This window comes from Salinarimonas chemoclinalis, from assembly GCF_041514305.1.
Classification (GTDB): domain Bacteria; phylum Pseudomonadota; class Alphaproteobacteria; order Rhizobiales; family Beijerinckiaceae; genus Salinarimonas; species Salinarimonas chemoclinalis.
Window position 1 is genome coordinate 52,268 of record NZ_JBGMWH010000001.1, and the last position, 25,603, is coordinate 77,870.

Genomic DNA, 25,603 nt, shown 5'->3' on the forward strand with positions numbered 1-25,603 from the left:
CCCGCCCGCCCTCACAGGCCGTAGAAGACGCGCTGGCGCACGCCGTCCCGGTCGAGCAGCACGCTCGTCTCGTCGATGGCGACGATCCGCGCGCCGCTCGGCAGCTGCTGGTTCGCCCCGTAGCGCCGTCCGTCCGACCCGATGAGGTAGGCCTCCGGCTGGAGCACGACCGTCTCGAAGAAGTCCGCCTCGCGCGCGTCCGAGGCGAGGGCGAGCTCGATCGGCGTCGGGGAGCGGGTGCGGAAGCCGGCGATCACCTCCATCGCGCGCGCGCGCTCCTCGGGCGTGACGTCGCCCTCGACGACGAGCCCGTCCTCGCGGGGCGAGACGCGCAGTTGCGGCACGAGGCTCGCCGAGACGAAGGCGAGGCGCAGCGCGTCCGCCTCCCGCGCGAGGCGGACGGCGGGGTCCTCGGGGGCGGGGAGCGCGGCGGGGCGCAGCAGCTCCGGCGCGTCCGCTCGCGTGCGGGCCTGCGCGACCGTCGGCGCGACGTCGGGCGTGCCCCCTCCGACGAGGAGCCCGGCGAGGCCGAGCGCGATCCCGCCGACGACGAGGAGGGCCGGCAGCTTCGAGCGCTCGACGACGAGCGCCGTCTTCGGCGGCGTGAAGGCGATGTCGAAGCGGTAGCCGACGCCGACCGTGAACTGCGCCCGCTCCGGGAACAGGACGGGCCGGCCCTCGGCGAGCGCGCGCCCGCGGGCGCTCACGCCGGGGGCGAGCGCGGTCAGCGTGACGAGGCAGGCGGAGCCGACGGTCTCGAGCCGCACGTTCGCGATCTCGGGCTCGTCGAGGTCCGGGATGATGATGTCGGCCTGCGGGCTCGCGCCGACGACGAAGGAGCCCGCCTCGAAGGCCTGGGCGAAGAGCACCTCGCCGTCCTCCGCGACCGAGACGTGGAAGGGCCGCGGCAGCGGTGCGGGCTCGGGGGGCGCGCCCTCGGGGGCGAGCGCCTCCGGCATCGCGCCGTCGTCCGCCGGCATGGCGTCCGCCGGCTCCGCGTCGCCGATCGTGCGCCGCAATCGCGTCGTCAGGGCCGCGAACATGGAGCGTCTCTCCTGGTGTGCGTCAGCTCGGCGCGCGGTCGCGCAGGCCGAACCGGATCACATCGATGGGTCCGAGCGGCTCGGGGGTGTCGGCCCGCAGGCCGACGATGATCGATTCCAGCCGCGAGGCGAGCCGCGGCGGCGCGAAGATGCGAGCGATGCCGTTGCGCTCGTCCACCTCGAGGGCGAAGTCCACGTTGACGAGCCCGAAACGCGCGACGGCGTCGCGGATCTCGGCATCGCTCACGCCGTCGATCCGGAAGGTCCGCACCGTGGCGGTGTCGGCCCGCGCGATATCGACGAGATCCCGTTCCGCGAACCATACGAGATTGTACCGACGCGTCAATCGGTCCAGCACGTCACGGACCGTGCCGTCGAGCCGCACCGCGCTGACGGTCTCGCCCTCGAGCCGGTCGTTGATCCGCATGCGCAGGCCTGCGATCTCGGCGAGGTCGCGGAAGACGGCGTCGAGGGGGCGCTCGCGCACGAAGAAGGAGACCGGCGTCTCGAAGCGCTCCGGCACGCGCTCGCGCGCCGCGGGGCTCGCGGGCGTCGGCGGCGCCTCGCCGGGCGCGGGCTCCGGCGCGGGGCGCAGGCCGTCGGCGAGGGCCGCGGGGGAGCCTGGGCGCGGGGCCGGCGGCGGGAACTGCTCGACGACCGGGGGCTCGCCCCGCGCGCGTGGGTGGGGCGCGACCGGCAGCGGGGCGTGCCGCGCCTCGGGCGCGGGATGGGGAACGGGCCCGGCCGGGAGGTGCACGGGCGGGGGCTCGTACCGCGCCGCCGGGTGCGGCATGTCGGCGGCGCGCGCGGGCACGTCCGCGAGCGCGCCCGCGGCTGCAACGACCAGGTACATGACGCAGGCTCCTCGTCTGCGCATGGGCTCCACCTCTCCCACCCGGCTAACGACCGGTGGGCGTACGACAAGGGATCATTAACCAGGGATATTAAGCATCGATGAACTCGGTTGCGGCATATTTAATCCATTATGTAATGAGTTTAACGTATGTATTTTCATCTTGACGCATTGTTCTAACATGGCAATATGCATCCATCGTAGCCAATGGAGGTGAGCATGGTAGCGAGAACCGATGCCGGCAACGCGGGCGTCCAGGACGCGATCGCCAACTACGGCCAGCAGGCCGAGAACGCGACCGCCATCAACGAGGCGCAGCGCGAGTCGTACTCGACCGTGATGGCCGAGCAGCGCGCGACCGACACCCACGTCGCCGCCGAGGACCAGGCGACCAACAACAACAAGCGGATCGCCAACGCGATCAGCCAGAACTCGCGGGGCTGACCCAGCACGGCCGCGTCGCGCCGACCGACGCGTGACGCGGCCGTGCCGCCGGCCCGAGCACGGAGGAGATCATGCCGACGGATCAGAGCGTCGACGCCACGCTGCGGCTCACCGCCGCCCAAGGGGACGCCGCCCAGGTCATGGGCGCCGACTTCCGCGACACCTACGGCCAGGTGAGCCTCAACCAGCGCCTGGTCGATTTCCACGAGGCCAACACCACGGCGGTCGGCAACCTCGTCAAGAGCGGCGCCGACATGGCGGAGCAGCTGGTGCGCGCCTGAGGACGTCGGCGCGCCGCTCGGCGCGCCGCACGTTCGATGTTCCAGCGGTCGAATAACCTAAGCGCATGGACGAGTTCTGGCGGTCTCGATGGATCGGGGCATGCATGCTTCCGGCGCGACCGGCATCATCGTTGATTAGTGATTGACTCTCTCCAACGCGGACGTGTATCACACGTTCTGCGGCATCCGTGTTGGAGGAAAGCTATGGCTCAGGGCGGAAACAACCTGAACGTCGAGGGCACGATCGCCAGCCTCGAGCAGACGATGGCCCAGTACGCGGCGCTCAACGACGCGAACGCGCAGTTCAGCGCCTTCATGACGACCGAGGCCACCGAGCTGCAGAGCGTGCTGTCCGCGGACACGATCCGTCGCGACGGCTCGCGCCAGACGACCAGCAGCGCCGGTCAGATGGCCAAGGACGTCAAGAACATGTCGAACGAGCTCACGCGCGGTTGATCGATCCGCGCGTACTGCGGCCGAAAGTCGCAGGCGCGCGATCGGCCTTCCGATCAGGAGAAGGCTGGATGGCAGACGGTCCCGACGGCGTGCGCATGTTCGACCCGGCCGCCCTGGGCGGCGCGGGACAGGCGCGCCCGGGGGAGCGGGCCGTCGCGGAGGCGGTGCTCGCCTTCGAGACGCTGATGGTGCAGTCGCTCGTCGCCTCGGGTTTCGCGCAGCAGAACCTGCTGCGGAACCTCCCCGGCAACGACGTCGGCAACAAGATCCAGAAGATGCGCTCCGAGGAAGAGGAGCGCATGCGCGAGATCGAGCAGGAGCTCGAGGAACAGGAACGCGAGGCCGAGCGCGGCTGAGACCGACAGGACGCCGGGCGTCCCGCGCACGGATCGTAGCGCGCACGGGCACGATCGCTCGCGCGGCCGCCCGCTTGCCCGCACACGGGACGAGAGCGCCATGGATCCGACCCAGCTCCAGCCCGCCGATCTCGGCGGGATCGCCCAGACCGCGGGTCCGCTCGCCGGGGCGATCCCGCAGGCGGGCGCCTTCCAGGCGGTCTACCGCGAGACGCTGGAGGCGCCGCCGGCCCGGCGCGGCGTCGATCTCGCCAACGACGTCCGCGCGACGGCCGAGGGCTTCATGAACCTCGAGCGCACGCTCAATACCGAGCGCGTGCGCATGTTCCAGGCGCTCGTGCCCGACCTCGCGCTCGATTCCCGACCCGGCGTCGCCGTCGACGGGCGCGGGCGCGAGATGCAGGTGGTGCGCGCCGGCGGCGCGGCGGCTTTGCCGGGAGGGGACCGCGTCGGCGGCGGGGGCGACGGCGCGGTCGCCTACGGCGGCGCGCTCGCCCGCGATTCCGATCGCGTCTCGCTGGGCGTGCGCCCGCTCTACAGCGACGCGCCGGCGAGCGTGCCCAAGGGCCTGATGTCGCCGCTCGTGCAGAACGCGCTCGGCCTGCCCGAGGGCACCGGCAACGGCGAGATCGATTTCGCCCGCCAGCTCGAGCGGCTCGACAACGCCTCGATGGGGCTCATGGAGCGCATGGCGCAGAGCCAGCGCTCGCTGCCCGCGGATGCCACGCTCTCGGACAACATGCGCCAGTTCGGCGAGCTCTCCGCGATCTCGCAGGAGTTCAGCCGCGTCACCACCTCGAAGGCCGTCGTCGCGCAGCTCTATGTCGGCGTGTACGAGGAGGTGAAGAACAAGGCGCTCACCGCGGTGAACCTCATCCAGTCCGCCTTCAACAAGCTTAACCAAGTCTTCAACCAGCTCAAGTCAGGGTCGTGATCCATGCCGAGGAACCCGCCGAGAGACCTCCCCGGCCGCACGATCCACCGATGACGCCGCCATGATCGCGATCCGCACCCTCGCCGTCCTCCTCGTCGCGCTGACGCTCGCCGCCTGCAAGACGGAGCTCTACGAGGGGCTCGATCAGCGCGAGGCGAACGCCATGGTCGCGGCGCTGTCGCGGGTGGGGATCCAGGCGTCGCGCGAGGAGATGGACCCGGGATCGTTCCGCGTGATGGTCGCGCAGGACGACCTCGCAGCCGCCGTCGAGGCGCTGGAGCGGGTCGGCCTGCCGCGGGAACGCTACCAATCGCTGGGCGAGATATTCCCCGGCGACGGGCTCATCGTCTCGCCCTACGAGCAGCGCGTCCGCACCATGTTCGCGCTCAACCAGGAAATCTCGCGCACCGTGACGATGATCGACGGCGTCGTGAACGCGCGCGTGCACGTCGTGCTGCCGGATCTCGACCTGCGCGGCCAGCCGCTGAACCGTCCCTCCGCCTCCCTCGTCGTGCAGCACGCGGCGGGGGTCTCGGCGGAGGATCTCGGCGCGCGCATCCGGCTCGTCGTCGCCAACGCCGTGCAGGGCCTGAGCTACCGGGACGTGGCGGTGGCGTTCTTCCCCGTCTCCGGTGCCGCCGACGCGGTCGTCGACACGCAGCCGGCTCCCGCCGCCGCGCCGCTTCGTCCGCTCGACGCCCCGGTCCCGGCGGATGTCTCGGCGCCCGCCGGCGGGCCGGGCGGATCTCTCCTCGTCTGGCTCGCCGCGGCGGGGCTCGTCGCGGCGGGCGTCGGGCTCTGGCTGCGCGATCGCCTGCGCGAGCGCGGCGGCGGCGGCGTGCGTCGCGCCCAGAGCGGGGGCGAGGCGTGAGCGCGGCCCCGGCCCTGCCGCTCGTCGAGGAGACCGCCGCAGAAGCGGCACGCCGCCGGGAGGAGGTGCGGGCGCTCGTGCGGACGCCGCACGCCTGCGGCGCGGCGCTCGTCGCGCGGCTCGGCGTCGAGGCCGCCGCCCGGGCGCTGGGCGCCTCGCCCTCCCTCGTCGCGCGCCTCGCCGAGGAGCCGCCCGCCCGCCGACGGCGCCTCGCCGTCCTGCTGTGCGAGCGGCTCGGCATCGACCTCGCGGGGGCGGACGTGCTCCTGGCGCAGCTGCCGGCGCGGCCCGTCGCGGTCGCCGAGGCCGCCTTCCGCTTCGCGGTGACGCTCGAGGTCGCCGGCGCCCCGCGGGTGCTCGGCCGCGACGCCTACGATCGCCTGAACGCGCGCTTCGGCGCGGACGCGGTCGCGTTCGCCATCGCGCGGCGGGGATGCCTGCGCGCGGCGCCCGACGCCGGCCGCGGCGACGCGGATGCGCAGACCCTGGTCGCCCGTGCACCCAACCTCCTGGTCGCCACCCTCGCGGCGGGCGGCCATCCGCTGGCCGGACCCGTGGCGGCGATCCTGGCGCGCCCGAGGCCGCCCGGCGGGGCGTTCGCGCCGGGCGCCTCGTGCGATTCCCGCCGGCTCGCGGTCGCCCTCGACGCCCTCGCCGCGGCGCGCGCGCACGACCAGGCCGCGCGCGCGCACGACGAGGCGACCTCGCTCCGGACACCCGACGCCGCGCCCCTCGGAGAGGACGAAGCCCTCGCCCGCGAGGCGGACCCGGCGCCCCGCGAGGCGGCGAGCGGATGAGCGCGGGCAGCGACGTCTTCACGCCGCGCCGGCGGGTGCTCGACCCCGAGGAGATGCGCGCGGTCACCGAGGCCACCGCCTATCTCGGGCGCGCCCGCGACCTGCAGGCCAAGCTCGAGGCGAAGACCGGGCAGGCGGTCACGGACGGGCGCGAGCAGGGCTTCCGCGAGGGTTACGCCGCCGGGCGCCGCGCCGCGCTCGAGGACTTCGCCGACGCCGTGAAGCGTGCGCGCGAGCGCCTCACCGCCTCCGACGAGGAGCTGGCCGCGATCGTCCTCGTCGCCGTCGAGCGCATGCTCGGTCCCCGCGACGAGCGCGAACTCGCCCGCGCCTGCGTGCGCCACGCGCTGGCCGAGGCCGCCGACGACATCTGGGCCGTGCTGCGGGTCCCCGCCGAGGACCACCAGGTCTTCGTGGAGGACCTCGCCGCCGTCTCGCTCTCCGACACCTGGCCGGAGATCCGCGGCGTCGAGGCGGACCCCCTGCTCAGGCCCGGCGAGATCGTGCTCGAGACGCCCAAGGGGCGCATCCACGTCGGCCTCAAGCAGCAGCTCTCGCGCCTGAAGGCGGGGCTGCAGAACGTCGAGGGGTGAGCGGGCATGAACGCCATCGCCGCGGATACGCGCCGGCCCGAGGAGATCCAGTGGGAGACGCGCCTCGCGCGGCTGCGCGCCAACGTCGGCGCCGTGCGCACCCGCCGCGCATCCGGCCGCCTCCTGGCGGTGACCGGCCCGCTCGTGCGCGCGGAGCTGCCGGGCGTGGGCGTCGGCGAACTCTGTGAGCTGCGCAATCCCGAGAGCGGCGAGCTGAGCTTCGCCGAGGTCGTCGGCCTCGATCACGCCACCGCCTGGCTCGCGCCCTACGGCGGCGCGGCGGGCCTGTCGATCCGCACCGAGGTGGTGGGGCTCGGGCGCCCGCCCACCGTCGTGTGCGGCGATCATCTGCTGGGGACCGTGATCGACGCGCGCGGCAACTTCCTCGACTGGGGCGCGGGTGCCGAGCCGCCGCGGCCGGGGGCGGAATCCGAGCGCCGGCCCATCGCCGCACGCGCGCCGAGCCCGATGGAGCGACGCCCCATCTCGACGCCGCTCGCCATCGGCGTGCGCGCCATCGACGCGATGCTCACGGTGGGCGAGGGCCAGCGCATGGGCATCTTCGGCACGGCGGGCGGCGGCAAGTCGACCCTGATGTCGGAGATCGTGCAGCGCTCCTCGGCCGACGTGACCGTCGTCGCCCTCGTCGGCGAGCGCGGGCGCGAGGTGAACGACTTCCTCGAGAAGGCGCTCACCCCCGAGAGCCGCGAGCGCACGGTCGTGGTCGTCGCGACCTCGGACCGGCCGAGCGTCGAGCGCATGCAGGCCTCTCTCACCGCCACCGCGGTGGCCGAGCACTTCCGCGATCGCGGGCTCAGGGTGCTGCTCTTCGTCGACACGGTGACGCGCCTCGCCCGCGCGCTGCGCGAGATCGGCCTCTCGGCGGGCGAGCCGCCGGGGCGGCGCGGTTTCCCACCCTCGGTCTACTCGACCCTGCCGCTGCTGCTCGAGCGGGCGGGCCCCGCGGCGCGGGGCTCGATCACGGCGTTCTACACTGTGCTGGTGGAGGGCGACATGGCCTCCGATCCGGTGGCGGAGGAGGTCAAGAGCCTGCTCGACGGGCACATGGTGTTGTCCGACAAGCTCGCCGCACAGAACCACTATCCCGCGATCGACATCCTCGCGAGCCGCTCGCGCCTGTTCAACGAGGTCACGACGGCCGAGCACCGGGAGGCGGCGGGGCGGCTGCGCGAGCTCTACGCGCGCTACCAGGACCTCGAGCTGCTCATCCAGGTGGGCGAGTACAAGGAGGGCGGGGACCCTGTGGCGGACGAGGCCGTCCGGAAGATCGACGCGATCCGCCGCTTCCTGCGCCAGAAGCCCGGCGAGGGCGCGCCCTTCGCCGACACCGTGCGGATCCTGCGCGCGCTCGTCGAGAGGTGAGGCCGTGCGGGACGAGATCGACCGCCTCGCGCGCCTGCGCGACCTCAGGGTGACCGAGCGGCAGAAGGACGCCGTCGCGGCCGAGGGCGCGCGCGATGCCGCCCGCGCCGAGCTGCGGCGCATCCAGGAGACGATCCGCGCCGCGCAGCGCGAGCGCACGGCACTCGCCACGCTCGCGCCCGGCGAGATGGTCGACGCCGCGCGCATCGAGCTGCGCGGGCGGCTCGACCAGGCGCTCGACGGCCAGATCCGCGCCGCGGCGCGCAAGCAGACGATCGCACGCCGCGGGCTCGCCGAGCGCGAGGACGCGCTGGCCGCGGCGAAGCAGGCGCTGCGCGCCGCCGAGCGCGCCCGCGACCAGATGGAGACGCTGGGCGTGCGCATCGCCGCGGAGGAGGCGCGCGCCGCCGAGCTCGCCGAGGAGCTCGAGGCCGACCTGCCGCGCCCGCGCCGGCCGGGACGGGGCGCGGGGCCGGGCGGGGACCGGGGGGAAAGCGGCTGGTGACCGGCGCATCCGCCCATCCGCTGCCGCTCGTCGCGGGCTCGCTGCCGCGGCTCTCGCCGGGCGAGGTGCGCGCGGCGAACCTTCGCGCGCGCCGCCGCGCCCCCGCGCTCCTGCCGAGCGCGCTCGGCGACGTCGCGGTGACGGCGGCGGGGGAGGGGCCGCTCGGCTGGGAGGGCGCCTTCGCCCATTGCGGGCTCGTCGTCGCCGGCCGCGCCGCGGAAGCCTGGCTGCCGTTCGACGTGGTGGACGCGGCGCTGCGCGGTGCGCACCCGGATCTCGACGTCTCCCGGCTCGGCCCGCGCGAGCGCGCGCTCGCGATCGAGGCGCTGGAGAGCGACCTCTTCGCGCGGCTCTCCGGGCGGATGTCCGAGGTGACGCTCGTCTCGATCGGGCGTGTCGACGAGCCGCCGGCGCCGGCGCCCGACCTCCTGCGCTTCGCCGTCGCGCTCCCCGAGGCGACGCCGCTGCCCGTCCTCCTGCGCTGTCATCCGGTCGAGCGCGAGCGCATCCGCCGTGCGCTGGAGCGCCTGCCGATCCTGCGCGAGCCGATCCCCGGCCTCGTCCTGCCGGTGGCGTTCCGCTGCGCCCACACGACGATATCCCTGGGAGATTTCGCCACGATTACGGTAGGTAGCGGATTGCTGCTTGACGATACGACGCTCGGTTTCCAGAAAATCGTAGCGGTCACCGCCGAGCGATTCGTCCAGGCCTGCACCTGGCAGACCATCAAGCCGGTTCTCGACGGCCCGCTCCTGAAGCACGCCGGCGCCAACGCGCGCGGCTACATCGCGAGTGCCGACGTGAGCGACAAGTCCGACCCCTCGGGCGGCGCCACCGCCAGCCTGGACGAGGTCCCGATCCATCTCGTGTTCGAGCTCGGGCGCACGGAGGTCTCCGTCGCCGACATCGAGAGCCTGACCGCGGGCTGGGTCTTCGACCTCAACAAGCCGCTCGGCCAGAGCGTCGACATCCTCGCCAACGGCCGGCGCATCGGCGCTGGAGAGCTGGTGCGCATCGGTGATTCCATCGGTGTGAGGGTGTCGAGGCTGGTGCGATGAGCGAGTTCATCCTCCCGTCGTACTTCTCCATCGTCCTCATCTCGGCGATCTTCGCGGTCATCCCCTTCCTGGTGGTGGCCGCGACGAGCTTCGCCAAGATCGCCATCGTGCTCTTCCTGGTGCGCAACGCGCTCGGCATCCAGCAGACGCCGCCGGCGGTGCTGCTCAACACCGTCGCGCTGGTGCTGACGCTCTACATCATGGCGCCGGTGCTGCGCGACATGTACGCCGTCGTCACCGACCCCCGGCAGGACTTCGAGACCATCGCGGGGCTCGAAGCGATGGGCCGCGAGATGATCGAGCCGCTCGTCGCCTTCCTCTCGACCCACGCGCGCCCCGAGACGATCGACTTCTTCATCGAGACGACGACGCAGCTGTGGGCGGGCGCTGCGAACCCGGTGGCGCCGGCGCAGCGCGACGACATCCTCATCCTGCTCCCCGCCTTCCTGGTCTCGGAGCTGACCCGCGCCTTCGAGATCGGCTTCCTGCTCTACCTGCCCTTCCTGGTCATCGACTTCGTGATCTCGGTGGTGATCGTCGCGATGGGCATGTCCATGCTCTCGCCCACCGTGATCTCGACGCCGCTGAAGCTGCTGCTGTTCGTCTTCGTCGACGGCTGGACGCGGCTGATGCAGGGGCTCGTGCTCTCCTACGCCCCCATGGGAGCGACATGATGGGCGATACGACGGAGCGTGCGCCGTGAGCTCGTCGGGCCTGCTCCAGGAACTCTACACGGCCTTCCTGGCCGGCATGCTGATCGCCGCGCCGCCGATGATCGCGGCGGCCGTGATCGGCGTCCTGCTCGCCATCGTCCAGGCGGCGGTGCAGATCCAGGACCAGTCGCTGCCGCAGCTCGTGAAGATCATCGTCATCCTGGTCGTGCTCGTCGCCTTCGGCGTGCCCTTGTCGACGCCGCTGTTCGAGCACACCCGCCAGCTCTTCGCCGCCTTCCACGTCATGACGCGGTGAGGGGAGGGCGGATGCTCGCCTCCGACGACGCCTTCCTCGCGCTGATCCAGGCGGTGATGCCGACGCTGCTCGCCTTCGCGTTCGGCTACGTGCGCATCGCGGCGGTGCTGGAGATGTTCCCGCTCTTCACCACGATCAACCTGCGCGGCTCGATGCGCGCCACCGTCGCGCTCGTGCTGGCGATTCCGCTCGTGCCGGTGATCGAGCCGCAGATCGCGCAGATGCCCGACGCCACCGTGCTGCGGCTGATGCTCATCGGCGTGAAGGAGCTCGCGGTGGGGGCGACGATCGGCATCCTGCTCGCGGTGCCGTTCTGGGGCGTGCAGGCGGCGGGCGACATCATCGACTTCTCCCGCGGCGCCTCGGCGGCGAACCTCGCCGACCCGGTCAACGCCAACGAGATCTCGATCATGGGCACGGTGCTGCTCTACGCGGCGCTCGCGATCTTCGTGATCTCGGGCGGGGTCACGGCGGTGATCGACCTCGTCTACGACAGCTACGCCGCCTTCCCGGTCACCGCCTTCCTGCCCGAGCCGGGGGACGCGCTCGTGCCGGCGCTCGGGCGGATGTTCGAGAACCTGCTCCTCGTCGCCGTGATCGTGTCGGGTCCGCTGATGCTGGTGATGATCATGATCGACCTGTCGCTCGTCTTCTCCTCGCGCATCGCCCGGCAGATCCAGGCGACCGAGTTCGCGATCATCCTCAAGGGGCTCGCCACGGCCGCCTTCATCCCGCTCTACGCCGTGTTCCTGGAGGAGTATCTCGTCGACGACTGGCGCGAGCTCTTGCAATTCGCGCGCGATTTCCTGACCCTGTACGGCGAAGGCGGACCGTAGCGATGGCCGGCGACAACGACGACGCCGAGGAGGCGACTTTCGACCCCACGCCGCAGCGGCTGAGGCAGCTGCGCGAGCAGGGGCAGGTGCCGCGCAGTCAGGAGGTGGTCGACGCGGTCACCCTGCTCGCCGTGCTCGCCTGGGTCGTCTTCCAGCGCGAGGCCTACATCGAGGGCTTCTCGATCGCGCTGCGGGACCTGCCGATCTTCGCGCCGATTCCCTTCGAGGAGCGCGTCGCCCAATCGATCGGCGTGCTGGCGGAGCTGACGCTGCGCCTCGTCGTGCCGCCGATGCTGATCGCGATCGTCGCGGCGGTGGGCGCGACGATCCTCGACGTCGGCGGCTTCGTCTTCTCGCTCCGGAGCCTGACGCCGAACTTCTCGCGCTTCAACCCGATGGAGGGTCTCAAGACCGTCTTCAGCCTGCGCAGCCTGATCGAACTGATCAAGTCGACGATCAAGGCCGGCATCTTCTTCGCCAGCGTGATCCTGGTGCTGGGCGGCTACGTCAACGACATGGTCTGGGCGCCGACCTGCGGGCTCGGCTGCCTCATCGACGTGTCGGCGACGACGATCCTGTGGATCCTCGTGATCGGCTGCTTCCTGCTGATCCTGTTCGCGGCGATCGACTACGCCGTCCAGCGCTGGCTCTTCACCCGCGACAACCGCATGACCCTCACGGAGGTCAAGCGCGAGATGCGGGAGAACTACGGCGATCCGCACGTGCGCGGCGAGCGCAACGCCGAGCGCAAGCGCATCGCCCAGACGGCGGGACTCACCGGGCCCAACGCCGCCAACCTCTGGATCACGGGTCCCGACGGTGCCATCGGCATCGCCTACAAGCCCGAGCGGTCGGGCGTGCCGATCGTGGCCGCGAAGGCGGCGGGCGAGACCGCCCGCACCGTCCTCGCCCGCGCGCGAGAGGCGGGGATCGCCGTCACCGAGGCCTCCGACGTCTTCGGGACGCTGGTCGCGCAGGGAAGGGTCGGCCAGGCGATCCCGCGCGACACGTTCCAGCGCGTGGCGCAACTCCTGGTGCGGGCCGGCTTTTCGGGCTGAGACCGCGCGCGCCGTTGCGCGAGGTCAATGCGCCCCGCGGCGGGGCGTCGCAGGATCGCCGCATCGCCGCCCGTCCCGCGGGTCCCCTCCGCCGGGCGGCGCATCGGAGGGAGCTTCCATGATCAAGGACATCCTCGTCGTCCCGACCCCGCGCGCCGCCGCCATCGGCCCCTTCGCCACCTCGGTGGCCCACGCCTTCGGCGCGGGGGTACGGATCGCGTGTCCCGCCTTCGACATGGTCGCCCCGACCTTCGTCGTGCCGGAGATGCCCGTCGAGATCCTCGACAACGCCCGCGAGGCCGCCCGCGGGGAGGCCCGTGCGCGGGTCGAGGAGATCGCCGGGTTCCTCCGTGAGAAGGGGATCGATCCCCGCACCGAGGTGATCTCGGGCACGTTCGACGCCTGCACGCACGAACTCCAGCGCCGCGCGCGCTACAGCGACCTCGTCGTCGTCGAGCAGCCTCCGTCGGAGGGTCGCGAGGGCGAGGGGGCGCTGGCCGAGGCGCTGCTCTTCGGCTCCGGCCGGCCGATCCTGTTCGTGCCCTTCGTGCAGAAGGCGGGGCTCGGCGCCGACCACGCCCTCGTCGCCTGGGACGAGAGCCCCACCGCGGCGCGCGCCATCGGCGCGGCGATGCCGTTCCTCGCGCGCACCCGCGCGGTGGAGGTGGTCTCGATCGAGGACCCGCGCCGCCCGCGCAGTGCCGATCCGGAGGCCTTCGCGCGCCACCTCGAAGCGCACGGCGTACGCGCCCGGGGGCGGCGCCTCGTCGACGTGGGGGACGTGGCGGACACGCTCCTCTCGCATGCCGCCGACACCGGGGCGGACTACCTGGTGATGGGCGGCTACGGCCACTCCCGCCTGCGCGAGTTCATCCTCGGCGGGGCGACGCGCCACATCCTGCAGGCGATGACGGTCCCCGTCGTGATGATGCACTGAGCCCGCTGCGCGTGGCTCAGCGCGCGAGCACGGCCGCGAGCGCCATCCCGACCGCGGCCTGGACGGGGTCGATCACCGGCACGCCGAGCTCCGCCTCGAGCGGGGCGCGGTGACGGGCCATGCCGGCGCAGCCGAGCACCAGCGCCTCCGCCCCGTCGACGTCGCGCAGCGTGCGCCCGACCTCGACGAGGCGGGCGAAGGCGCCCGTGTCCGAGGCCGCCTGCGCCACCGTGATCTCGAGCGCGCGGTCGCCGGCGAGGCGCTCGCCGACGCCGATCTCGCGCACGGCGCGCAGATGGCGGCGGATCGAGCGGGTCTGCACCGCGATGATGCCGAACCGGTCCGCCCGCGCCAGCGCGGCGAGGATGCCGGCCTCGCGCATGCCGAAGACCGGCGCGCGCGTCGCCTCGCGGCAGACCTGGACGCCGGGGTCGGAGAAGCAGGCGATCACCGTCGCCGTCGGCTTCTCGCGCGCGACGAGGCGCGCGAGCGGCAGCACGACGCTCTCGATGTCCGCCTGCGTCTCGATGTTGAAGGGCCCCTCCGCGAGCGTCATGCAGTCGATCCGCGGGCCGCCCGCCAGCGCGTAGCCGGCGAGCGCCTCGGCGAGGCCGGCGGTGACGGCCTCGTTGCTGTTGGGGTTGACGACGAGGATGCGGGCGTCGGTGCTCATCGGGCGTGTCCTTTCGCGGCCATCTCAGCGCGCGCCCGCGGCGCTTGTCCACGCCCGCCGATGCCGAGGCGCGGCTCGGCAGATGCGCGCGGCGGACACGGGCGTCACAGCCGCTTGAGGAAGCCCGCGAAGCGCATCAGGCCCTCCGGCCAGGGGCCGTGGCCGGACTCGCAGTTGATGTGGCCGGACTCGCCCGCGTCCGTCAGCTCCGCGCCCCAGGCGGCGGCGATCGCCTCGGCGCGGGGGAAGCTGCAATAGGGGTCCGTGCGGCTCGCGATCAGCACGCTCGCGAAGGGAAGGGGGTGCGCGGGGACGGACATCGCGCGCAGGCCCTCGGGCATGCGGCTCTCGTCGTCCAGGTCCGGCGGCGCGACGAGGTAGGCGCCGGCGACGCGCTCGGCGACGTCGGCCGCGGCGGCGGCGACGACGTGGGTGCCGAAGGAATGCGCGACGAGAACGACCGGGCGCGAGGTCCGCGCGACCGCCTCGGCGAGGCGCGCCGGCCAGCGCGCGAGGTCGGGCGCGGACCAGTCGTCCTGCACGACGATCCGAGCCGTCCTGAGCTTCGCGGCCCAGCGCGCCTGCCAATGGTCCGGCCCGGAGCCGTCGAGGCCGGGGACGATGAGGATGTCGCAATCTTCGGTACGCATGTGCTATCCTGTGGTGCGAGCCGCGGGGACGCGACGACGCGTCCGACCCAGGGCGGGCGCGCGATCGTGACCTCGGCGGATCGTTGGCCTAGATGTAGGACGAACGGGCCGCGCGGCCAATCGGCGTGAAGATCAACCGGAACGAGAGCATGAGCGAGACCATCGAGACGGACGTCGTGATCGTGGGAGCGGGGCCGGTGGGCCTCTTCGCGGTCTTCGAGCTGGGGCTGCTCGACATCCAGGCCCACCTCGTCGACATCCTGCCCAAGATCGGCGGCCAGTGCGCCGAGCTCTATCCCGAGAAGCCGATCTACGACATCCCGGGCTTCCCGACCGTGACCGGCCAGGGCCTCATCGACAACCTGATGAAGCAGATCGAGCCCTTCGGACCGACCTTCCACCTCGGCGAGATGGTGGCCGGCGTGGAGACGCTCGGCACGCCCGAGGCGCCGCGCTTCCGGCTGACCACAGACGCCGACACGGTGTTCGACTGCAAGGCGATCGTGATCGCGGCGGGCGGCGGCTCGTTCCTGCCCAAGAAGCCGCCGGTGGAGAACATCGAGGCCTACGAGGGTACCGGCGTGTTCTACGCCGTGCGCAGGATCGAGGCCTTCCGCGGCAAGCGCATCCTCGTCGTCGGCGGCGGCGATTCGGCGCTCGACTGGACCGTGAACCTCCAGCCGGTGGCCGAGCGGCTCACCCTGATGCACCGCCGCGACGCCTTCCGCGCCGCGCCCGACACCGTCAACAAGATGCGTGCGCTGGTGGCGGCGGGCGAGATGGACATGCATCTGGGCCAGATCGCCGGGCTGAAGGGCACGCCGCCGAGGCTCGAGGCGGTCGTCGCCAGGCGCGACGACGGCTCGACCTTCGACATCCCCTGCGACGTGCTGCTGCCCTTCTTCGGGCTCACGATGAAGCTCGGCCCGATCGCCGAGTGGGGGCTGAACCTCGAGGAGCAGCTCGTCCCCGTCGACACCGAGAAGTTCGAGACCTCGACGCCGGGCATCTTCGCCATCGGCGACATCAACACCTATCCGGGCAAGCTCAAGCTCATCCTCTCGGGCTTCCACGAGGGTGCGCTCGCGGCCCAGCGCATCCACCGCTACGTCCATCCGGACAAGCGGCTGACCTTCCAGTACACGACCTCCTCGTCGAGCCTGCAGAAGAAGCTCGGCGTCGCCGCCTGAGGCGGCGCGCGCGCTCAGCCCGCGCGGCGCAGCGTCGCGCGGTAGGGGCGCTTGGGCTCGGGCGGCGGTGGTGGCGGGTCGTCGCGCCGCGCCTTCGTCCCCGGCGCTCCGCCGCCCTGCGACCCTCCACCCTGGAGACCGCCGCGGGGCTGCGGGCCCGCGGCGGGATCGCCGCCCGGCGGCGCCCGGCGCGGGGCCGGCTCGCCACCGCCGCCGCGGCCCGGAGGCGGGCCGCCGATCAGGTCCGCGCGCACGGCGCGGGGCGCGCCGAAGACCGAGCCTTGCGCGAGCGGCACGTCGAGGTCGATCAGGTCCGGCACGTCCTCCTCGCGCTCGACCGCCTCGGCGACGAGCTCGATGCCGGCCCGTGCCATGACCGCGGAGAGGTCGCTCACCGCGACGTCGAGCCCGAACGTATCGGGTCGCGCGCGCCCGTCGATGCCGCCGTCGGCGTGGGCGAGGAGCCGCGCCGCCGGCAGCTTGACGAAGCGCACGCCCCGGTCGGCGAGGCCGAAGGCGTCGATGCGCAGGTCGCTCGCCCGGTCGAGCACGAACAGCGCGCCCTTCGCCCGCAGCGCCTCGAGCGCGCCGGCGACCTCCGCGTCGAGCATGCGCCAGGAGCGCTGGGCGATCTCGAAGGCGAGGCGTCCCGCCACGTCTGGATAGGCCTCCAGGATGCGCCCGAGCGCGCGCAGGAAGCCGGGCGCAAGGAGCGAGTCGTGGGCGAGATCGAGGGCCACGAAGGCGTCCGAGCCCCGGTTGACGAGGTGGCGCGCGATCGCCGCCGCGCGTGCGGCGACCTTGCCGTCGAGCTCGGCCGTGAGCCCCGCCGCCGCGATCGCCGGCAGGAACTCGCCCGGCAGCACGAGCGCGTCGTCGTCGAGGCGCAGCCGCGCCAGCGCCTCGTAGAACCGCGTCTTGCGCTGGGGCAGCGTGACGATCGGCTGGAGATGGATCTCCATCCGATCCTCGCGCAGCGCCCGCAGGATCGCCTGCGCACGCGGATCCGGGGCGGGCGGCGGCGCGTCGTCCTCGAACAGTGGCTCCGGAGTGGGCGGAGGAGCGCGCTGCGCCGGAGGTTGCGCGAAGGGCTGCGGCACGAACGGCGGGGCCTGGGGCACCGGCGGGGTCGGCTCCCGCCACGCCGCCGGCTCGGGCTCCGGCTCGACGACCGGGGCGAAGCGTGGCCGCGGCGGCGCCGCCTCGTTCCAGGCGGGCGCCGTCGGTCGATCCTCGTGCATCGGGTCCCGCGCCTCGGCCATCTCGGCCATCTCGGCGAGCGTGCGGTCGTGGGCGGCGACGGTACCGGCGAGGTCGCGCAGCAGGCCGCTGATCAGCGCCATCTCCCCGGAGACCTCGGCGACGGCGCCGCGCAGTTCCTCGTCGGCCCCGCTCTCGCCGCTTCTCTCGCTGGCCCGGCGCCGCTCGGCCTCCGCGAGCCGGGACTCGACGCGCAGCAGCCGCCGCGCCAGGAAGTCGAGATCCGAGGAGGCCTTCTCGGCCGCGGCCCGCGCCCGGCGCGCCAGCACGAGCGCCCCGCCGGCGAGCGCGAGGCCGCCGGCGGCGAGCGTCAGCGCGGCGGTCATCGCGAGGTTCGCGCCCAGCGCGATGGCGGCGGCGAGCGCGAGCAGCGCCGCGCCCAGCGCGGCGATGCCGGCCGCGAGCGCCGCACCGGGCGCTCGGCGTCGCTCGTTGGCACGTGCCCGTCGCCGTTCCACTCTCGCCTCGTCCCCCCGCCCGTGCGCGCACGGGCTCGTCCCGCTCGATGTTCCTATCTCGCCTCGCGCGGCGCCGGCCGCAAGCGGGGGGCGTGCACCGTCCACGAGAAAACCGGAGACGCGGGGCGTATTCGAACGCTTTCGCGCGGCGGCAGCCGGGCCGTGTGCGGCGTCGAACGGCCGGCGGGGCCCGGGCGTCGAGGCGGCGGACCCGATTCGACGAGGAACGGCGGTGATGATGGACGAGCGGCACGACCTCCTGATGGCGGTCGACGGCATGACCTGCGACGGCTGCGTGAACGCGGTGCGACGCATCGTCCACCGCCTCGACCCGCAGGCGGAGGTCGCCGTCGACCTCGAGCACGGCCGCGCGCGCATCGTGACCCGCGCGGACACCCTGGAGGTGGCGGACGCGCTGGGCAAGGGCGGCTATCCGGCGCGTGCGATGACGATGTGAGTGGGGCGAGGCCGGCTCGGACCGGATCGCCGAGCGGGCGTCGCATCGATTGCTCCAGCGTCCAGACGCTGTAACCTCCCCCGAGAACGCCCGGCCACAGGGCGCGCGAGGGAGAACGCCGATGCACGGCCTCATGCAGGACTGGCCCCTGCTCATCCACGAGATCATCGACCACGCGGCGATCCAGCACGGCGGGCGGGAGGTCGTCTCGCGCTCCGTCGAGGGGCCGATCGTGCGCACGACCTACGCCGAGATCCGCACGCGGGCGCTGCGCCTCGCCAAGCGGCTGGCGCGCGATGGCGTCCGGGCGGGGGACCGGGTCGGGACGCTCGCCTGGAACACGGCGCGCCATCTCGAGACCTGGTACGGCATCACCGGGATCGGCGCGATCTACCACACGCTCAACCCGCGCCTGTTCGAGGACCAGATCGTCTACATCGCGAGCCACGCCGAGGACCGGCTGCTGTTCCTCGACCTGACCTTCGTGCCGCTGATGGAGCGCCTTCAGGAGCGGCTGCCGGCGATCGCGCGCTTCGTCGTGCTCACCGACGCCGCGCACATGCCGGAAACCCGCCTGCGCAACGCGGTGGCCTACGAGGACTATCTCGCCGAGGCGGACGACGACTTCGCCTGGGCGGCGCTCGACGAGACCGCCGCGGCGGGGCTGTGCTACACGTCGGGCACGACCGGCGAGCCCAAGGGCGTGCTCTACTCGCACCGCTCGAACGTGCTCCACGCCATGACGGCGAACCAGCGTGACGCGCTCGGCCTCTCGGCGCGGGACGTGGCGATGCCCGTCGTGCCGCTCTTCCACGCCAACGGCTGGTCCTTCGGCTTCTCGGCGCCGATGGCGGGCGCGACCCTCGTCATGCCCGGCCCGAAGCTCGACGGCGCCGCGCTCGCCGAGCTGCTCGTGACCGAGAAGGTGACGGTGAGCGCCGCGGTGCCGACCGTCTGGTTCTCCCTCCTCCAGCATCTCGACGCCACCGGCACGGCGCTGCCGCACCTCGATCGCGTCGTGATCGGCGGCTCCGCCTGCCCGCGGGCGGTGACGCAGGCGTTCCGGGACCGCTTCGGCGTCGAGGTGATGCACGCCTGGGGCATGACCGAGATGAGCCCGCTCGGCTCCGTCTGCTCGCTCAAGCCCGACTACGGCGACCTCGACCCGGAGGCCTGGCTCGACGTGAAGGAGCGCGCCGGCCACGCCTTCTTCGGCATCGAGATGAAGATCGAGGACGACGAGGGCCGCGCGCTTCCGTGGGACGGGCGGGCCTTCGGGCGGCTGAAGGTCCGCGGGCCGGCGGTGGCCAAGGCCTATTTCCACCGCGAGGAGCCGATCCTCGACCGCGACGGCTTCTTCGACACCGGCGACGTCGCGACCATCGACCCGTTCGGCAACATGCAGGTCGTCGACCGCTCGAAGGACGTGATCAAGTCCGGCGGCGAGTGGATCTCCTCGATCGAGCTCGAGAACCTGGCGGTGGGCCATCCCCACGTCGCGGAAGCCGCCGCCATCGGCGTGCCCGACGAGAAGTGGGGCGAGCGCCCGCTCCTCGTGGTCGTGCCCAAGGCCGGCGTCGAGCCCGACGCGGCGGGCATCCTCGCCCATCTCGCGACGCGGCTCGCCAAGTGGCAATTGCCGGATCGCGTCGTCTTCGTGGACGAGATCCCGCACACGGCCACGGGCAAGATCCAGAAGACGGCGCTGCGCCGGAGCTTCGCCGGGGGCGGCCGAGGGGGTGATTTACGTGGCGCGGCTGCCATATAGAGGCGGCACATCGTAACGGAACGTCACCGCCACATGCCCGACGCCAACGCCCCCGCCGCCCGCGGCGGGGAGGACGCCAGCCTGATCGGAACCTTCTCGCGCCTGTGGCCGCACCTGTGGCCGCACGGGCGCGTCGATCTCCAGCGGCGCATCTTCGTCGCCTTCTGCCTGCTGCTGCTCGCCAAGGTCGTGACCATGCTCACGCCCTTCACCTTCAAGTGGGCGACGGACGCGCTCGTGGCGGTGACCGGCGCGTCCGAGGCGACCGACGTCCCCGCCGGCGAGGCCTGGGCCTGGCTGTTCGCCTCGCCGGTGCTGCTGACCGTGCTCTACGGCCTCTCGCGCATCCTGATGGCGGGGCTGACCCAGCTGCGCGACGGCATCTTCGCCAAGGTGGCGATGCACGCCGTGCGCAAGCTCGCCTCGCAGCTCTTCTCGCACCTGCACTCGCTGTCGCTGCGCTTCCATCTGGAGCGCAAGACCGGCGGCCTCACGCGGGTGCTCGAGCGCGGTCGCTCGGGGATCGAGGATCTCACGCGGCTGATGATCCTCACGCTGATCCCGACGATCGTCGAGCTCGTTCTCGTGCTCGGCATCCTCGCCTGGCAGTTCGACCTCGCCTATTCCGCCGTCGTGCTCGTGATGGTGATCGCCTACCTGGCGTTCACCTACTACGCCACGCAGTGGCGCATCTCGATCCGCAGGCGGATGAACGAGAGCGACACCGACGCCAACACCAAGGCGATCGACGCGCTGCTCAACTTCGAGACGGTGAAGTACTTCGGCGCCGAGAAACGCGAGATGGAGCGCTACGACCATTCGATGGAGCGCTACGAGCGCGCCTCGGTGCAGACCTACACCTCGCTGGCGATCCTCAACGCCGGGCAGGCGGCGATCTTCACCATCGGCATGGCCACCGTGATGATCTTCGCCGCCCGCGACATCATGGGCGGCAACGCGACGATCGGCGATTTCGTGCTCGTCAACGCGCTGCTGGTGCAGCTGTTCATCCCGCTCAACTTCATGGGCATGGTCTACCGCGAGATCAAGCAGGCGCTGATCGACATCTCGGACATGTTCGGCATCCTCGACCGCAATCCCGAGATCGAAGACCGCCCCGGCGCCACGCCGCTCGGCGTGCGCGAGGGCACGGTCGCCTTCGAGAACGTGCGCTTCGCCTACAACCCGGACCGCCCCATCCTGAAGGGCATCTCCTTCGAGGTCCCGGCGGGCAGGACGATCGCCATCGTCGGGCCTTCCGGGGCGGGCAAGTCGACGATCTCGCGGCTCCTGTTCCGCTTCTACGAGCCCCAGGGCGGGCGCGTCCTGATCGACGGGCAGGACATCGCCGATGTCACGCAGGAAAGCCTGCGGGCGGCGATCGGCATGGTCCCGCAGGACACCGTTCTCTTCAACGACACGATCGGCTACAACATCCGCTACGGGCGCTGGGACGCGCGCGAGGAGGAGGTGTGCGAGGCCGCGCGCCTCGCGCAGATCGACCGCTTCATCGCGAGCCTGCCGGAGGGCTACGACACGCCGGTGGGCGAGCGGGGCCTGAAGCTCTCGGGCGGCGAGAAGCAGCGCGTCGCCATCGCGCGCACGATCCTCAAGAGCCCGCCGATCCTGCTCCTCGACGAGGCCACCTCGGCGCTCGACTCGTTCACCGAGAAGGAGATCCAGGACGCGCTCGACCGCGTCAGCCGCGGGCGCACGACGCTCGTGATCGCCCACCGGCTCTCCACGGTGGTGGGCGCGGACGAGATCATCGTGCTCGACCAGGGCGAGATCGTCGAGCGCGGCCGGCACGCGGCGCTGCTCGAGGCGCAGGGCGTCTACGCCGCCATGTGGAACCGCCAGCGCCAGGCGGACGAGGCGCGTGAGTTCCTGAAGAAGGCGGAGGAGGAGCGCGCCGCGTCCCTCAGGCTCTCGATCGCGGAGTAGCCGGAGCGGGCGGGGCGTCGTCGGCGGGAGGGTTCCGACGGCGGCCGTCGGCGCGGCAGCGGTCCGAGCAGTAGCGCACGTTCTCCCAGTCGCGCTCCCACTTCTTGCGCCAGGCGAAGGGCCGGCCGCAGGCGGCGCAGGTCTTCGTCGGCAGGTCGGCCTTGCGGCGCATGCGGGGCATCGGCGGCTCTCGCGTCTCTCGCAGAGAAGATGTCGCGCCAAGCGCGTGCGTCATCCCCACGCCCGCCCGTCCGACGATACGGCGCGTGAGCTTCCCCGAAGTCGCCCGGTCGACACGAAAAAACCCCGCGCGGGGCGGGGTTTCCCTCGAGGCCTGAGCAGACTTGTTATCGCCCTCGCCCAGGCCTGCCACCCGAAGGTGGTCTCTCAAGCCCGCTTTCGCGGAGACATCAGGTAGATACGTCGTCACCATGCCTGCGTCAAGGCGTGCATGCCCGTAGCGTGGAGCACGCACCAACTTGATGCGCAGATCACGTGCACCGAGATCCCGGCGAGCCCTCCCTACCGTCCGAAGTTCCGCACCGCGTCGAGCGAGACCGGGCTCCAGCGCGTGATCACCAGGAAGCCGTCCGCGGCGGCGACCGTGAGCGTGCGGCGGTATTGGTGGACGAGGCGGCCCGGCTCGTGGGCGTGCGCGGCGGCGATGGCGTGGGCCTGGGCCACGTGGATCGTCCCCTGGCCGATCCGCGCCAGCGTCTCGATCGGCCCGAAGGCGCGCACGCGCCGCATCAGGGTCGCGACCGGGAGCCGGAAGTCGAGCGTGCGGTCGGCGTCGCTCGCACGGGCGAAGTAGCTCCCGCCCGCCTGCGGCTCGGCGCGGGCGACGGCGCCGGGAAGGTCCTCGGCCAGCGCGCGGGCGATGCGCCGGGTGGCGAGCTGGCAGCGCACGAGCAGCGTCTCGTGGGTCTCGCCCGGCGAGAGCGGGAAGGTCTCGCGGGCGAGCACCGGCCCCGTGTCGAAGTCGGGGTCGAGCACGTGCGCGCTCATCCCCCAGGCCTCGCGCGCCTCCAGGATGGCCTGGTAGAGCGGGTAGGGTCCGCGCCCTTCCGGCAGAGGCGAGGGGTGGAAGTTCAGCGCGTAGCGCACCGTGCCCTCCCAGGCCGGGATGCGCCAGGGATAGCCCGCGACGACGAGCGCGTCGCAGCCGATCTCGGCGAGCGTCGCGAGGTCGTGCGGCACGATGCGCGAGAGCGAGATCGGCAGGCGCCGGCGGTGGGCCTCGGCCACCACCCGCACGTTGGTGTCGTGGACGTCGTCGCAGGGGCGCGTGAACAGCGCCACCGGTTCCCAGCCGCCCGCGACGAAGCCGTCGAAGGCGTCCGCCAGGAAGTCGATCCCCGCGAAGGCGAAGCGCATCGTCCTTGTCCCCCGTGTCGTCGCCGTGCGCGGGCCGCCGGGCGCGCTCCCACGCGCGCGATGTCGCATCGGCCCTTTCCCCCGCGGCTCGACGCCATAGCTAGCGCATCGTGGCGCCGTTTGCAGCCGCGGCGTAACCGTAGAGCGAGAGCGGGATTGCGATGAGCGCGAGGGTTCTGATCTGGGGCGGCAGCGGCGGCGTGGGGGCGGCGACGGCGCGGGCGCTCGCCGAAGCGGGCTGGCGGGTCCATCTCGCCGCGCGCGACGAGTCGCGGCTCGCGGACGCCGCGCGCGCCATCGATGCCGCCGGCTACACGGTGGCGGACGCGCTCGACCCGGAATCCGTCGCCCGGGCGACGGAGGAGGCGAGCGCGGGGGAGGGGCTCGGCGGACTCGTCTACGCGGTGGGCTCGATCAATCTCAAGCCGCTGGCCAAGCTCACGGATGAGGACTTCCTCGCCGATTACCGCCTCAACGCGCTCGGCGCGGCGCGGGCGATCCAGGCGGCGCTCAAGCCCTTCCGGCAGGCGAACGGGGCGAGCGTGGTGCTGTTCTCGACGGTGGCGGCGAACCAGGGATTCTCGGCGCACGCGTCCGTCGCCATGGCGAAGGGGGCGGTGCAGGGGCTGACGCTGGCGCTCGCCGCCGAGCTCGCCCCGAAGGTGCGGGTCAACTGCATCGCGCCCTCGCTCCTCGACACCGATCTCGCCCGCCCGCTCACCTCCAACGCCACGATGGCGCAGGCGATCGCGGGCATGCACCCGATCCCGCGGCTCGGCACGGGCGAGGACGTGGGCTCGCTCGCCGCCTTCCTGGTCTCTCCGCAGGCGAGCTGGATCACCGGCCAGACGATCGGCGTGGACGGCGGGCGCTCGACCCTGCGCGTCAAGAGCTGAGCGTCCCGTGAAGACGCTTCGCCTCATCCTCGGCGACCAGCTCACGCGGGGGATCTCCTCGCTGACGGATCTCGATCCCGCGCGCGACGTGGTGCTGATGGTCGAGGTCGCCGAGGAGGCGACCCATGTCCGCCACCACAAGCAGAAGATCGCCTTCCTGTTCTCGGCCATGCGCCACTTCGCGGACACGTTGGCGCAGGAGGGGATCGCGGTCGACTACGTGCGCCTCGACGACCCCGAGAACGCCGGCTCCTTCTCCGGCGAGCTCGCCCGCGCGGTCGCGCGCCACGCGCCCGATCGCGTGGTGGTGACCGAGCCCGGCGAGTGGCGCGTGCTCGAGATGATGCGCGATTGGCGCGAGGAGCTGGGGGTCCCGGTCGAGATCCGCGAGGACAACCGCTTCCTCGCCATGAAGGCGGAGTTCGCCGCCTGGGCCGGCGAGAAGAAGCAGCTGCGCATGGAGTTCTTCTACCGCGAGATGCGCCGCAAGACGGGGCTGCTGATGGAGGGCGGCGAGCCCGCGGGTGGGCAGTGGAACTTCGATGCGGACAACCGCAAGGCGCTGCCCAAGGGCCTGCGCGTCCCGCGACGCCGGCGCTTCGAGCCGGATGCGATCACACGCGAGGTGCTCGACCTCGTCGCCCGGCGCTTCGGCGACCATTTCGGAGACCTCGAGCCCTTCGGCTGGGCGGTGACGCGGGCGGACGCGCTCGACGCGCTGCGCAGCTTCCTCGCCGAGGCGCTGCCGACCTTCGGCGACTTCCAGGACGCGATGAAGACCGGCGAGCCCTTCCTCTTCCACGCGGTGCTCTCGCCCTACCTCAATGCCGGCCTCCTCACGGCCGACGAGGTCTGCCGGGCGGCCGAGCGGGAGTGGCGCGAGGGGCGCGCGCCCTTGAACGCCGTCGAGGGCTTCGTGCGCCAGATCATCGGCTGGCGGGAATACGTGCGCGGCCTCTACTGGCTGAAGATGCCGGGCTACGCGCAGACCAACGCGCTCGAGGCCGGGCGCCCGCTGCCGGACCTGTACTGGACCGGCGAGACGCAGATGAACTGTCTCGCGCAATGCGTCGGCGACACGCGCCGCCACGCCTACGCGCACCACATCCAGCGGCTGATGGTGCTCGGCAATTTCGCGCTGCTCGCCGGCCTCGCCCCCGCCGAGGTCGAGGAGTGGTACCTCGTCGTCTACGCCGACGCCTACGAGTGGGTGGAATTGCCGAACGTCCACGGCATGATCCTCTACGCCGACGGCGGGATCATGGCGTCGAAGCCCTACGCGGCCTCGGGCGCCTACATCGACCGGATGAGCGACTATTGCCGCGCCTGCACCTACGACCCGAAGGTGAAGGAGGGCGCGCGCGCCTGTCCGTTCAACTATCTCTACTGGAATTTCCTCGTCGAGAACGAGACGCGGCTCTCGCGCAACCCGCGCGTCGCGATGCCCTATCGCACCCTCGCCAAGATGAGCGCCGAGCGCCGCGCCGCGATACGCGCGGACGCGGCGCGATTCCTCGGCTCGCTCCGATCGACCTACGGGTCGTGAGCCAGGCGCC

The 25,603-nt window shown here is 72.5% G+C and carries 29 protein-coding genes; 22 read left to right on the top strand and 7 right to left on the bottom strand.

Annotated elements, in window-relative coordinates; genetic code table 11:
• Positions 1-11 precede the first annotated feature (11 nt).
• Positions 12-1,043 (bottom strand): hypothetical protein, encoded by a 1,032-nt coding sequence (locus AB9M23_RS00250; RefSeq protein WP_372421497.1) that lies wholly within the window; start codon positions 1,041-1,043, stop codon positions 12-14.
• Positions 1,044-1,065: 22 nt separating this feature from the next.
• Positions 1,066-1,896, bottom strand: coding sequence for a hypothetical protein (locus AB9M23_RS00255; RefSeq protein WP_372421498.1), 831 nt, complete (start codon positions 1,894-1,896; stop codon positions 1,066-1,068).
• A 219-nt stretch (positions 1,897-2,115) separates the two neighbouring features.
• Between AB9M23_RS00255 and AB9M23_RS00260 the strand changes: the two genes are divergently transcribed.
• The 16 genes from AB9M23_RS00260 to AB9M23_RS00335 all read left to right on the top strand — a co-directional run bounded on the left by AB9M23_RS00260 (position 2,116) and on the right by AB9M23_RS00335 (position 13,374).
• Positions 2,116-2,340 carry a hypothetical protein gene (locus tag AB9M23_RS00260; RefSeq protein ID WP_372421500.1) on the top strand — a complete coding sequence of 75 codons (225 nt, stop codon included), beginning with the start codon at positions 2,116-2,118 and terminating at the stop codon, positions 2,338-2,340.
• Positions 2,341-2,411: 71 nt separating this feature from the next.
• Positions 2,412-2,621: a hypothetical protein gene (locus AB9M23_RS00265; RefSeq protein WP_372421502.1), complete on the top strand. Its 210-nt coding sequence runs from the start codon at positions 2,412-2,414 to the stop codon at positions 2,619-2,621.
• Positions 2,622-2,825: 204 nt separating this feature from the next.
• Complete coding sequence (locus tag AB9M23_RS00270; RefSeq protein ID WP_372421504.1) at positions 2,826-3,077, top strand: hypothetical protein; 252 nt, start codon at positions 2,826-2,828, stop codon at positions 3,075-3,077.
• Positions 3,078-3,145: 68 nt separating this feature from the next.
• Positions 3,146-3,433 (top strand): hypothetical protein, encoded by a 288-nt coding sequence (locus AB9M23_RS00275; protein ID WP_372421506.1) that lies wholly within the window; start codon positions 3,146-3,148, stop codon positions 3,431-3,433.
• Between the two features lie 100 nt (positions 3,434-3,533).
• Positions 3,534-4,367, top strand: a complete 834-nt coding sequence (locus AB9M23_RS00280; RefSeq protein ID WP_372421508.1) for a hypothetical protein — start codon at positions 3,534-3,536, stop codon at positions 4,365-4,367.
• A gap of 61 nt (positions 4,368-4,428) precedes the next feature.
• Complete coding sequence (sctJ, locus tag AB9M23_RS00285) at positions 4,429-5,238, top strand: type III secretion system inner membrane ring lipoprotein SctJ (protein WP_372421510.1); 810 nt, start codon at positions 4,429-4,431, stop codon at positions 5,236-5,238.
• Positions 5,235-6,035, top strand: coding sequence for a hypothetical protein (locus tag AB9M23_RS00290; RefSeq protein ID WP_372421512.1), 801 nt, complete (start codon positions 5,235-5,237; stop codon positions 6,033-6,035). The genes sctJ and AB9M23_RS00290 overlap by 4 nt, the downstream gene beginning before the upstream one ends.
• The gene (locus AB9M23_RS00295) at positions 6,032-6,628 is read left to right on the top strand and encodes a FliH/SctL family protein (RefSeq protein ID WP_372421514.1); all 597 of its coding nucleotides are present in this window, start codon (positions 6,032-6,034) and stop codon (positions 6,626-6,628) included. The genes AB9M23_RS00290 and AB9M23_RS00295 overlap by 4 nt, the downstream gene beginning before the upstream one ends.
• A gap of 6 nt (positions 6,629-6,634) precedes the next feature.
• A complete protein-coding gene (locus AB9M23_RS00300; RefSeq protein WP_372421515.1) occupies positions 6,635-8,011 on the top strand; it encodes a FliI/YscN family ATPase in 1,377 nt (458 codons plus the stop codon).
• Between the two features lie 4 nt (positions 8,012-8,015).
• Positions 8,016-8,516: a hypothetical protein gene (locus tag AB9M23_RS00305; RefSeq protein ID WP_372421517.1), complete on the top strand. Its 501-nt coding sequence runs from the start codon at positions 8,016-8,018 to the stop codon at positions 8,514-8,516.
• Positions 8,513-9,574 (top strand): type III secretion system cytoplasmic ring protein SctQ, encoded by a 1,062-nt coding sequence (gene sctQ / locus AB9M23_RS00310; RefSeq protein ID WP_372421518.1) that lies wholly within the window; start codon positions 8,513-8,515, stop codon positions 9,572-9,574. The genes AB9M23_RS00305 and sctQ overlap by 4 nt, the downstream gene beginning before the upstream one ends.
• The gene (sctR, locus tag AB9M23_RS00315; protein WP_372421520.1) at positions 9,571-10,248 is read left to right on the top strand and encodes a type III secretion system export apparatus subunit SctR; all 678 of its coding nucleotides are present in this window, start codon (positions 9,571-9,573) and stop codon (positions 10,246-10,248) included. Before sctQ ends, sctR begins: the two co-directional genes overlap by 4 nt.
• Before the next feature lie 25 nt (positions 10,249-10,273).
• A complete protein-coding gene (locus tag AB9M23_RS00320; RefSeq protein WP_372421522.1) occupies positions 10,274-10,543 on the top strand; it encodes a flagellar biosynthetic protein FliQ in 270 nt (89 codons plus the stop codon).
• A gap of 11 nt (positions 10,544-10,554) precedes the next feature.
• Complete coding sequence (gene sctT, locus AB9M23_RS00325) at positions 10,555-11,379, top strand: type III secretion system export apparatus subunit SctT (protein ID WP_372421523.1); 825 nt, start codon at positions 10,555-10,557, stop codon at positions 11,377-11,379.
• Between the two features lie 2 nt (positions 11,380-11,381).
• Positions 11,382-12,437 carry an EscU/YscU/HrcU family type III secretion system export apparatus switch protein gene (locus AB9M23_RS00330; RefSeq protein WP_372421525.1) on the top strand — a complete coding sequence of 352 codons (1,056 nt, stop codon included), beginning with the start codon at positions 11,382-11,384 and terminating at the stop codon, positions 12,435-12,437.
• 118 nt (positions 12,438-12,555) lie between these two features.
• Positions 12,556-13,374: a universal stress protein gene (locus tag AB9M23_RS00335; protein WP_372421527.1), complete on the top strand. Its 819-nt coding sequence runs from the start codon at positions 12,556-12,558 to the stop codon at positions 13,372-13,374.
• A gap of 16 nt (positions 13,375-13,390) precedes the next feature.
• On the opposite strand, the gene AB9M23_RS00340 is transcribed toward AB9M23_RS00335, so the two are convergent.
• Together AB9M23_RS00340 and AB9M23_RS00345 are read right to left on the bottom strand one after the other, a co-directional pair.
• Entirely contained in the window at positions 13,391-14,047 is a 657-nt protein-coding gene (locus tag AB9M23_RS00340; protein ID WP_372421529.1) for an aspartate/glutamate racemase family protein, read from the bottom strand.
• A gap of 104 nt (positions 14,048-14,151) precedes the next feature.
• The gene (locus AB9M23_RS00345; RefSeq protein WP_372421531.1) at positions 14,152-14,697 is read right to left on the bottom strand and encodes an RBBP9/YdeN family alpha/beta hydrolase; all 546 of its coding nucleotides are present in this window, start codon (positions 14,695-14,697) and stop codon (positions 14,152-14,154) included.
• 149 nt (positions 14,698-14,846) lie between these two features.
• Here AB9M23_RS00345 and AB9M23_RS00350 point away from each other — a divergent pair, with 149 nt between their 5' ends.
• Entirely contained in the window at positions 14,847-15,887 is a 1,041-nt protein-coding gene (locus AB9M23_RS00350) for an NAD(P)/FAD-dependent oxidoreductase (RefSeq protein ID WP_372421532.1), read from the top strand.
• 14 nt (positions 15,888-15,901) lie between these two features.
• Here the strand turns inward: AB9M23_RS00350 and AB9M23_RS00355 are convergent, their stop codons facing one another.
• Complete coding sequence (locus AB9M23_RS00355) at positions 15,902-17,605, bottom strand: EAL domain-containing protein (protein ID WP_372421534.1); 1,704 nt, start codon at positions 17,603-17,605, stop codon at positions 15,902-15,904.
• Between the two features lie 238 nt (positions 17,606-17,843).
• On the opposite strand from AB9M23_RS00355, the gene AB9M23_RS00360 reads away from it, so the two are divergent.
• The 3 genes from AB9M23_RS00360 (at position 17,844) to AB9M23_RS00370 (ending at position 21,774) form a co-directional block, all read left to right on the top strand.
• The gene (locus tag AB9M23_RS00360; protein ID WP_372422581.1) at positions 17,844-18,062 is read left to right on the top strand and encodes a heavy-metal-associated domain-containing protein; all 219 of its coding nucleotides are present in this window, start codon (positions 17,844-17,846) and stop codon (positions 18,060-18,062) included.
• Positions 18,063-18,183: 121 nt separating this feature from the next.
• Complete coding sequence (locus AB9M23_RS00365) at positions 18,184-19,830, top strand: long-chain-fatty-acid--CoA ligase (protein WP_372421535.1); 1,647 nt, start codon at positions 18,184-18,186, stop codon at positions 19,828-19,830.
• Positions 19,831-19,863: 33 nt separating this feature from the next.
• On the top strand, positions 19,864-21,774 hold the full coding sequence (locus AB9M23_RS00370) for an ABCB family ABC transporter ATP-binding protein/permease (RefSeq protein WP_372421536.1): 1,911 nt from the start codon (positions 19,864-19,866) through the stop codon (positions 21,772-21,774).
• On the opposite strand, the gene AB9M23_RS00375 is transcribed toward AB9M23_RS00370, so the two are convergent.
• Positions 21,752-21,955 carry a DUF2256 domain-containing protein gene (locus AB9M23_RS00375; protein ID WP_372421538.1) on the bottom strand — a complete coding sequence of 68 codons (204 nt, stop codon included), beginning with the start codon at positions 21,953-21,955 and terminating at the stop codon, positions 21,752-21,754. The two genes, AB9M23_RS00370 and AB9M23_RS00375, sit on opposite strands and share 23 nt — an antisense overlap.
• Before the next feature lie 341 nt (positions 21,956-22,296).
• A complete protein-coding gene (locus AB9M23_RS00380) occupies positions 22,297-23,151 on the bottom strand; it encodes a methionyl-tRNA formyltransferase (RefSeq protein ID WP_372421540.1) in 855 nt (284 codons plus the stop codon).
• A 161-nt stretch (positions 23,152-23,312) separates the two neighbouring features.
• Between AB9M23_RS00380 and AB9M23_RS00385 the strand changes: the two genes are divergently transcribed.
• The gene (locus AB9M23_RS00385) at positions 23,313-24,047 is read left to right on the top strand and encodes an SDR family NAD(P)-dependent oxidoreductase (protein WP_372421542.1); all 735 of its coding nucleotides are present in this window, start codon (positions 23,313-23,315) and stop codon (positions 24,045-24,047) included.
• A gap of 7 nt (positions 24,048-24,054) precedes the next feature.
• Positions 24,055-25,593 carry a cryptochrome/photolyase family protein gene (locus tag AB9M23_RS00390; RefSeq protein WP_372421544.1) on the top strand — a complete coding sequence of 513 codons (1,539 nt, stop codon included), beginning with the start codon at positions 24,055-24,057 and terminating at the stop codon, positions 25,591-25,593.
• The last annotated feature ends 10 nt before the right edge of the window (positions 25,594-25,603 follow it).

What these genes read in the sequence shown, in the direction of transcription:
- AB9M23_RS00275 (WP_372421506.1), top strand. Translation starts at nt 3,146, where the DNA reads ATGGCAGACGGTCCCGACGGCGTGCGCATGTTCGACCCGGCCGCCCTG.
- AB9M23_RS00255 (WP_372421498.1), bottom strand. Translation starts at nt 1,896, where the DNA reads ATGTACCTGGTCGTTGCAGCCGCGGGCGCGCTCGCGGACGTGCCCGCG.
- sctR (WP_372421520.1), top strand. Translation starts at nt 9,571, where the DNA reads ATGAGCGAGTTCATCCTCCCGTCGTACTTCTCCATCGTCCTCATCTCG.
- AB9M23_RS00300 (WP_372421515.1), top strand. Translation starts at nt 6,635, where the DNA reads ATGAACGCCATCGCCGCGGATACGCGCCGGCCCGAGGAGATCCAGTGG.
- AB9M23_RS00380 (WP_372421540.1), bottom strand. Translation starts at nt 23,151, where the DNA reads ATGCGCTTCGCCTTCGCGGGGATCGACTTCCTGGCGGACGCCTTCGAC.
- AB9M23_RS00375 (WP_372421538.1), bottom strand. Translation starts at nt 21,955, where the DNA reads ATGCCCCGCATGCGCCGCAAGGCCGACCTGCCGACGAAGACCTGCGCC.
- AB9M23_RS00340 (WP_372421529.1), bottom strand. Translation starts at nt 14,047, where the DNA reads ATGAGCACCGACGCCCGCATCCTCGTCGTCAACCCCAACAGCAACGAG.
- AB9M23_RS00250 (WP_372421497.1), bottom strand. Translation starts at nt 1,043, where the DNA reads ATGTTCGCGGCCCTGACGACGCGATTGCGGCGCACGATCGGCGACGCG.
- sctJ (WP_372421510.1), top strand. Translation starts at nt 4,429, where the DNA reads ATGATCGCGATCCGCACCCTCGCCGTCCTCCTCGTCGCGCTGACGCTC.
- AB9M23_RS00335 (WP_372421527.1), top strand. Translation starts at nt 12,556, where the DNA reads ATGATCAAGGACATCCTCGTCGTCCCGACCCCGCGCGCCGCCGCCATC.
- AB9M23_RS00295 (WP_372421514.1), top strand. Translation starts at nt 6,032, where the DNA reads ATGAGCGCGGGCAGCGACGTCTTCACGCCGCGCCGGCGGGTGCTCGAC.
- AB9M23_RS00330 (WP_372421525.1), top strand. Translation starts at nt 11,382, where the DNA reads ATGGCCGGCGACAACGACGACGCCGAGGAGGCGACTTTCGACCCCACG.
- AB9M23_RS00265 (WP_372421502.1), top strand. Translation starts at nt 2,412, where the DNA reads ATGCCGACGGATCAGAGCGTCGACGCCACGCTGCGGCTCACCGCCGCC.
- AB9M23_RS00270 (WP_372421504.1), top strand. Translation starts at nt 2,826, where the DNA reads ATGGCTCAGGGCGGAAACAACCTGAACGTCGAGGGCACGATCGCCAGC.
- AB9M23_RS00385 (WP_372421542.1), top strand. Translation starts at nt 23,313, where the DNA reads ATGAGCGCGAGGGTTCTGATCTGGGGCGGCAGCGGCGGCGTGGGGGCG.
- AB9M23_RS00345 (WP_372421531.1), bottom strand. Translation starts at nt 14,697, where the DNA reads ATGCGTACCGAAGATTGCGACATCCTCATCGTCCCCGGCCTCGACGGC.
- AB9M23_RS00360 (WP_372422581.1), top strand. Translation starts at nt 17,844, where the DNA reads ATGGACGAGCGGCACGACCTCCTGATGGCGGTCGACGGCATGACCTGC.
- AB9M23_RS00365 (WP_372421535.1), top strand. Translation starts at nt 18,184, where the DNA reads ATGCACGGCCTCATGCAGGACTGGCCCCTGCTCATCCACGAGATCATC.
- AB9M23_RS00260 (WP_372421500.1), top strand. Translation starts at nt 2,116, where the DNA reads ATGGTAGCGAGAACCGATGCCGGCAACGCGGGCGTCCAGGACGCGATC.
- AB9M23_RS00280 (WP_372421508.1), top strand. Translation starts at nt 3,534, where the DNA reads ATGGATCCGACCCAGCTCCAGCCCGCCGATCTCGGCGGGATCGCCCAG.
- AB9M23_RS00370 (WP_372421536.1), top strand. Translation starts at nt 19,864, where the DNA reads ATGCCCGACGCCAACGCCCCCGCCGCCCGCGGCGGGGAGGACGCCAGC.
- sctT (WP_372421523.1), top strand. Translation starts at nt 10,555, where the DNA reads ATGCTCGCCTCCGACGACGCCTTCCTCGCGCTGATCCAGGCGGTGATG.
- AB9M23_RS00350 (WP_372421532.1), top strand. Translation starts at nt 14,847, where the DNA reads ATGAGCGAGACCATCGAGACGGACGTCGTGATCGTGGGAGCGGGGCCG.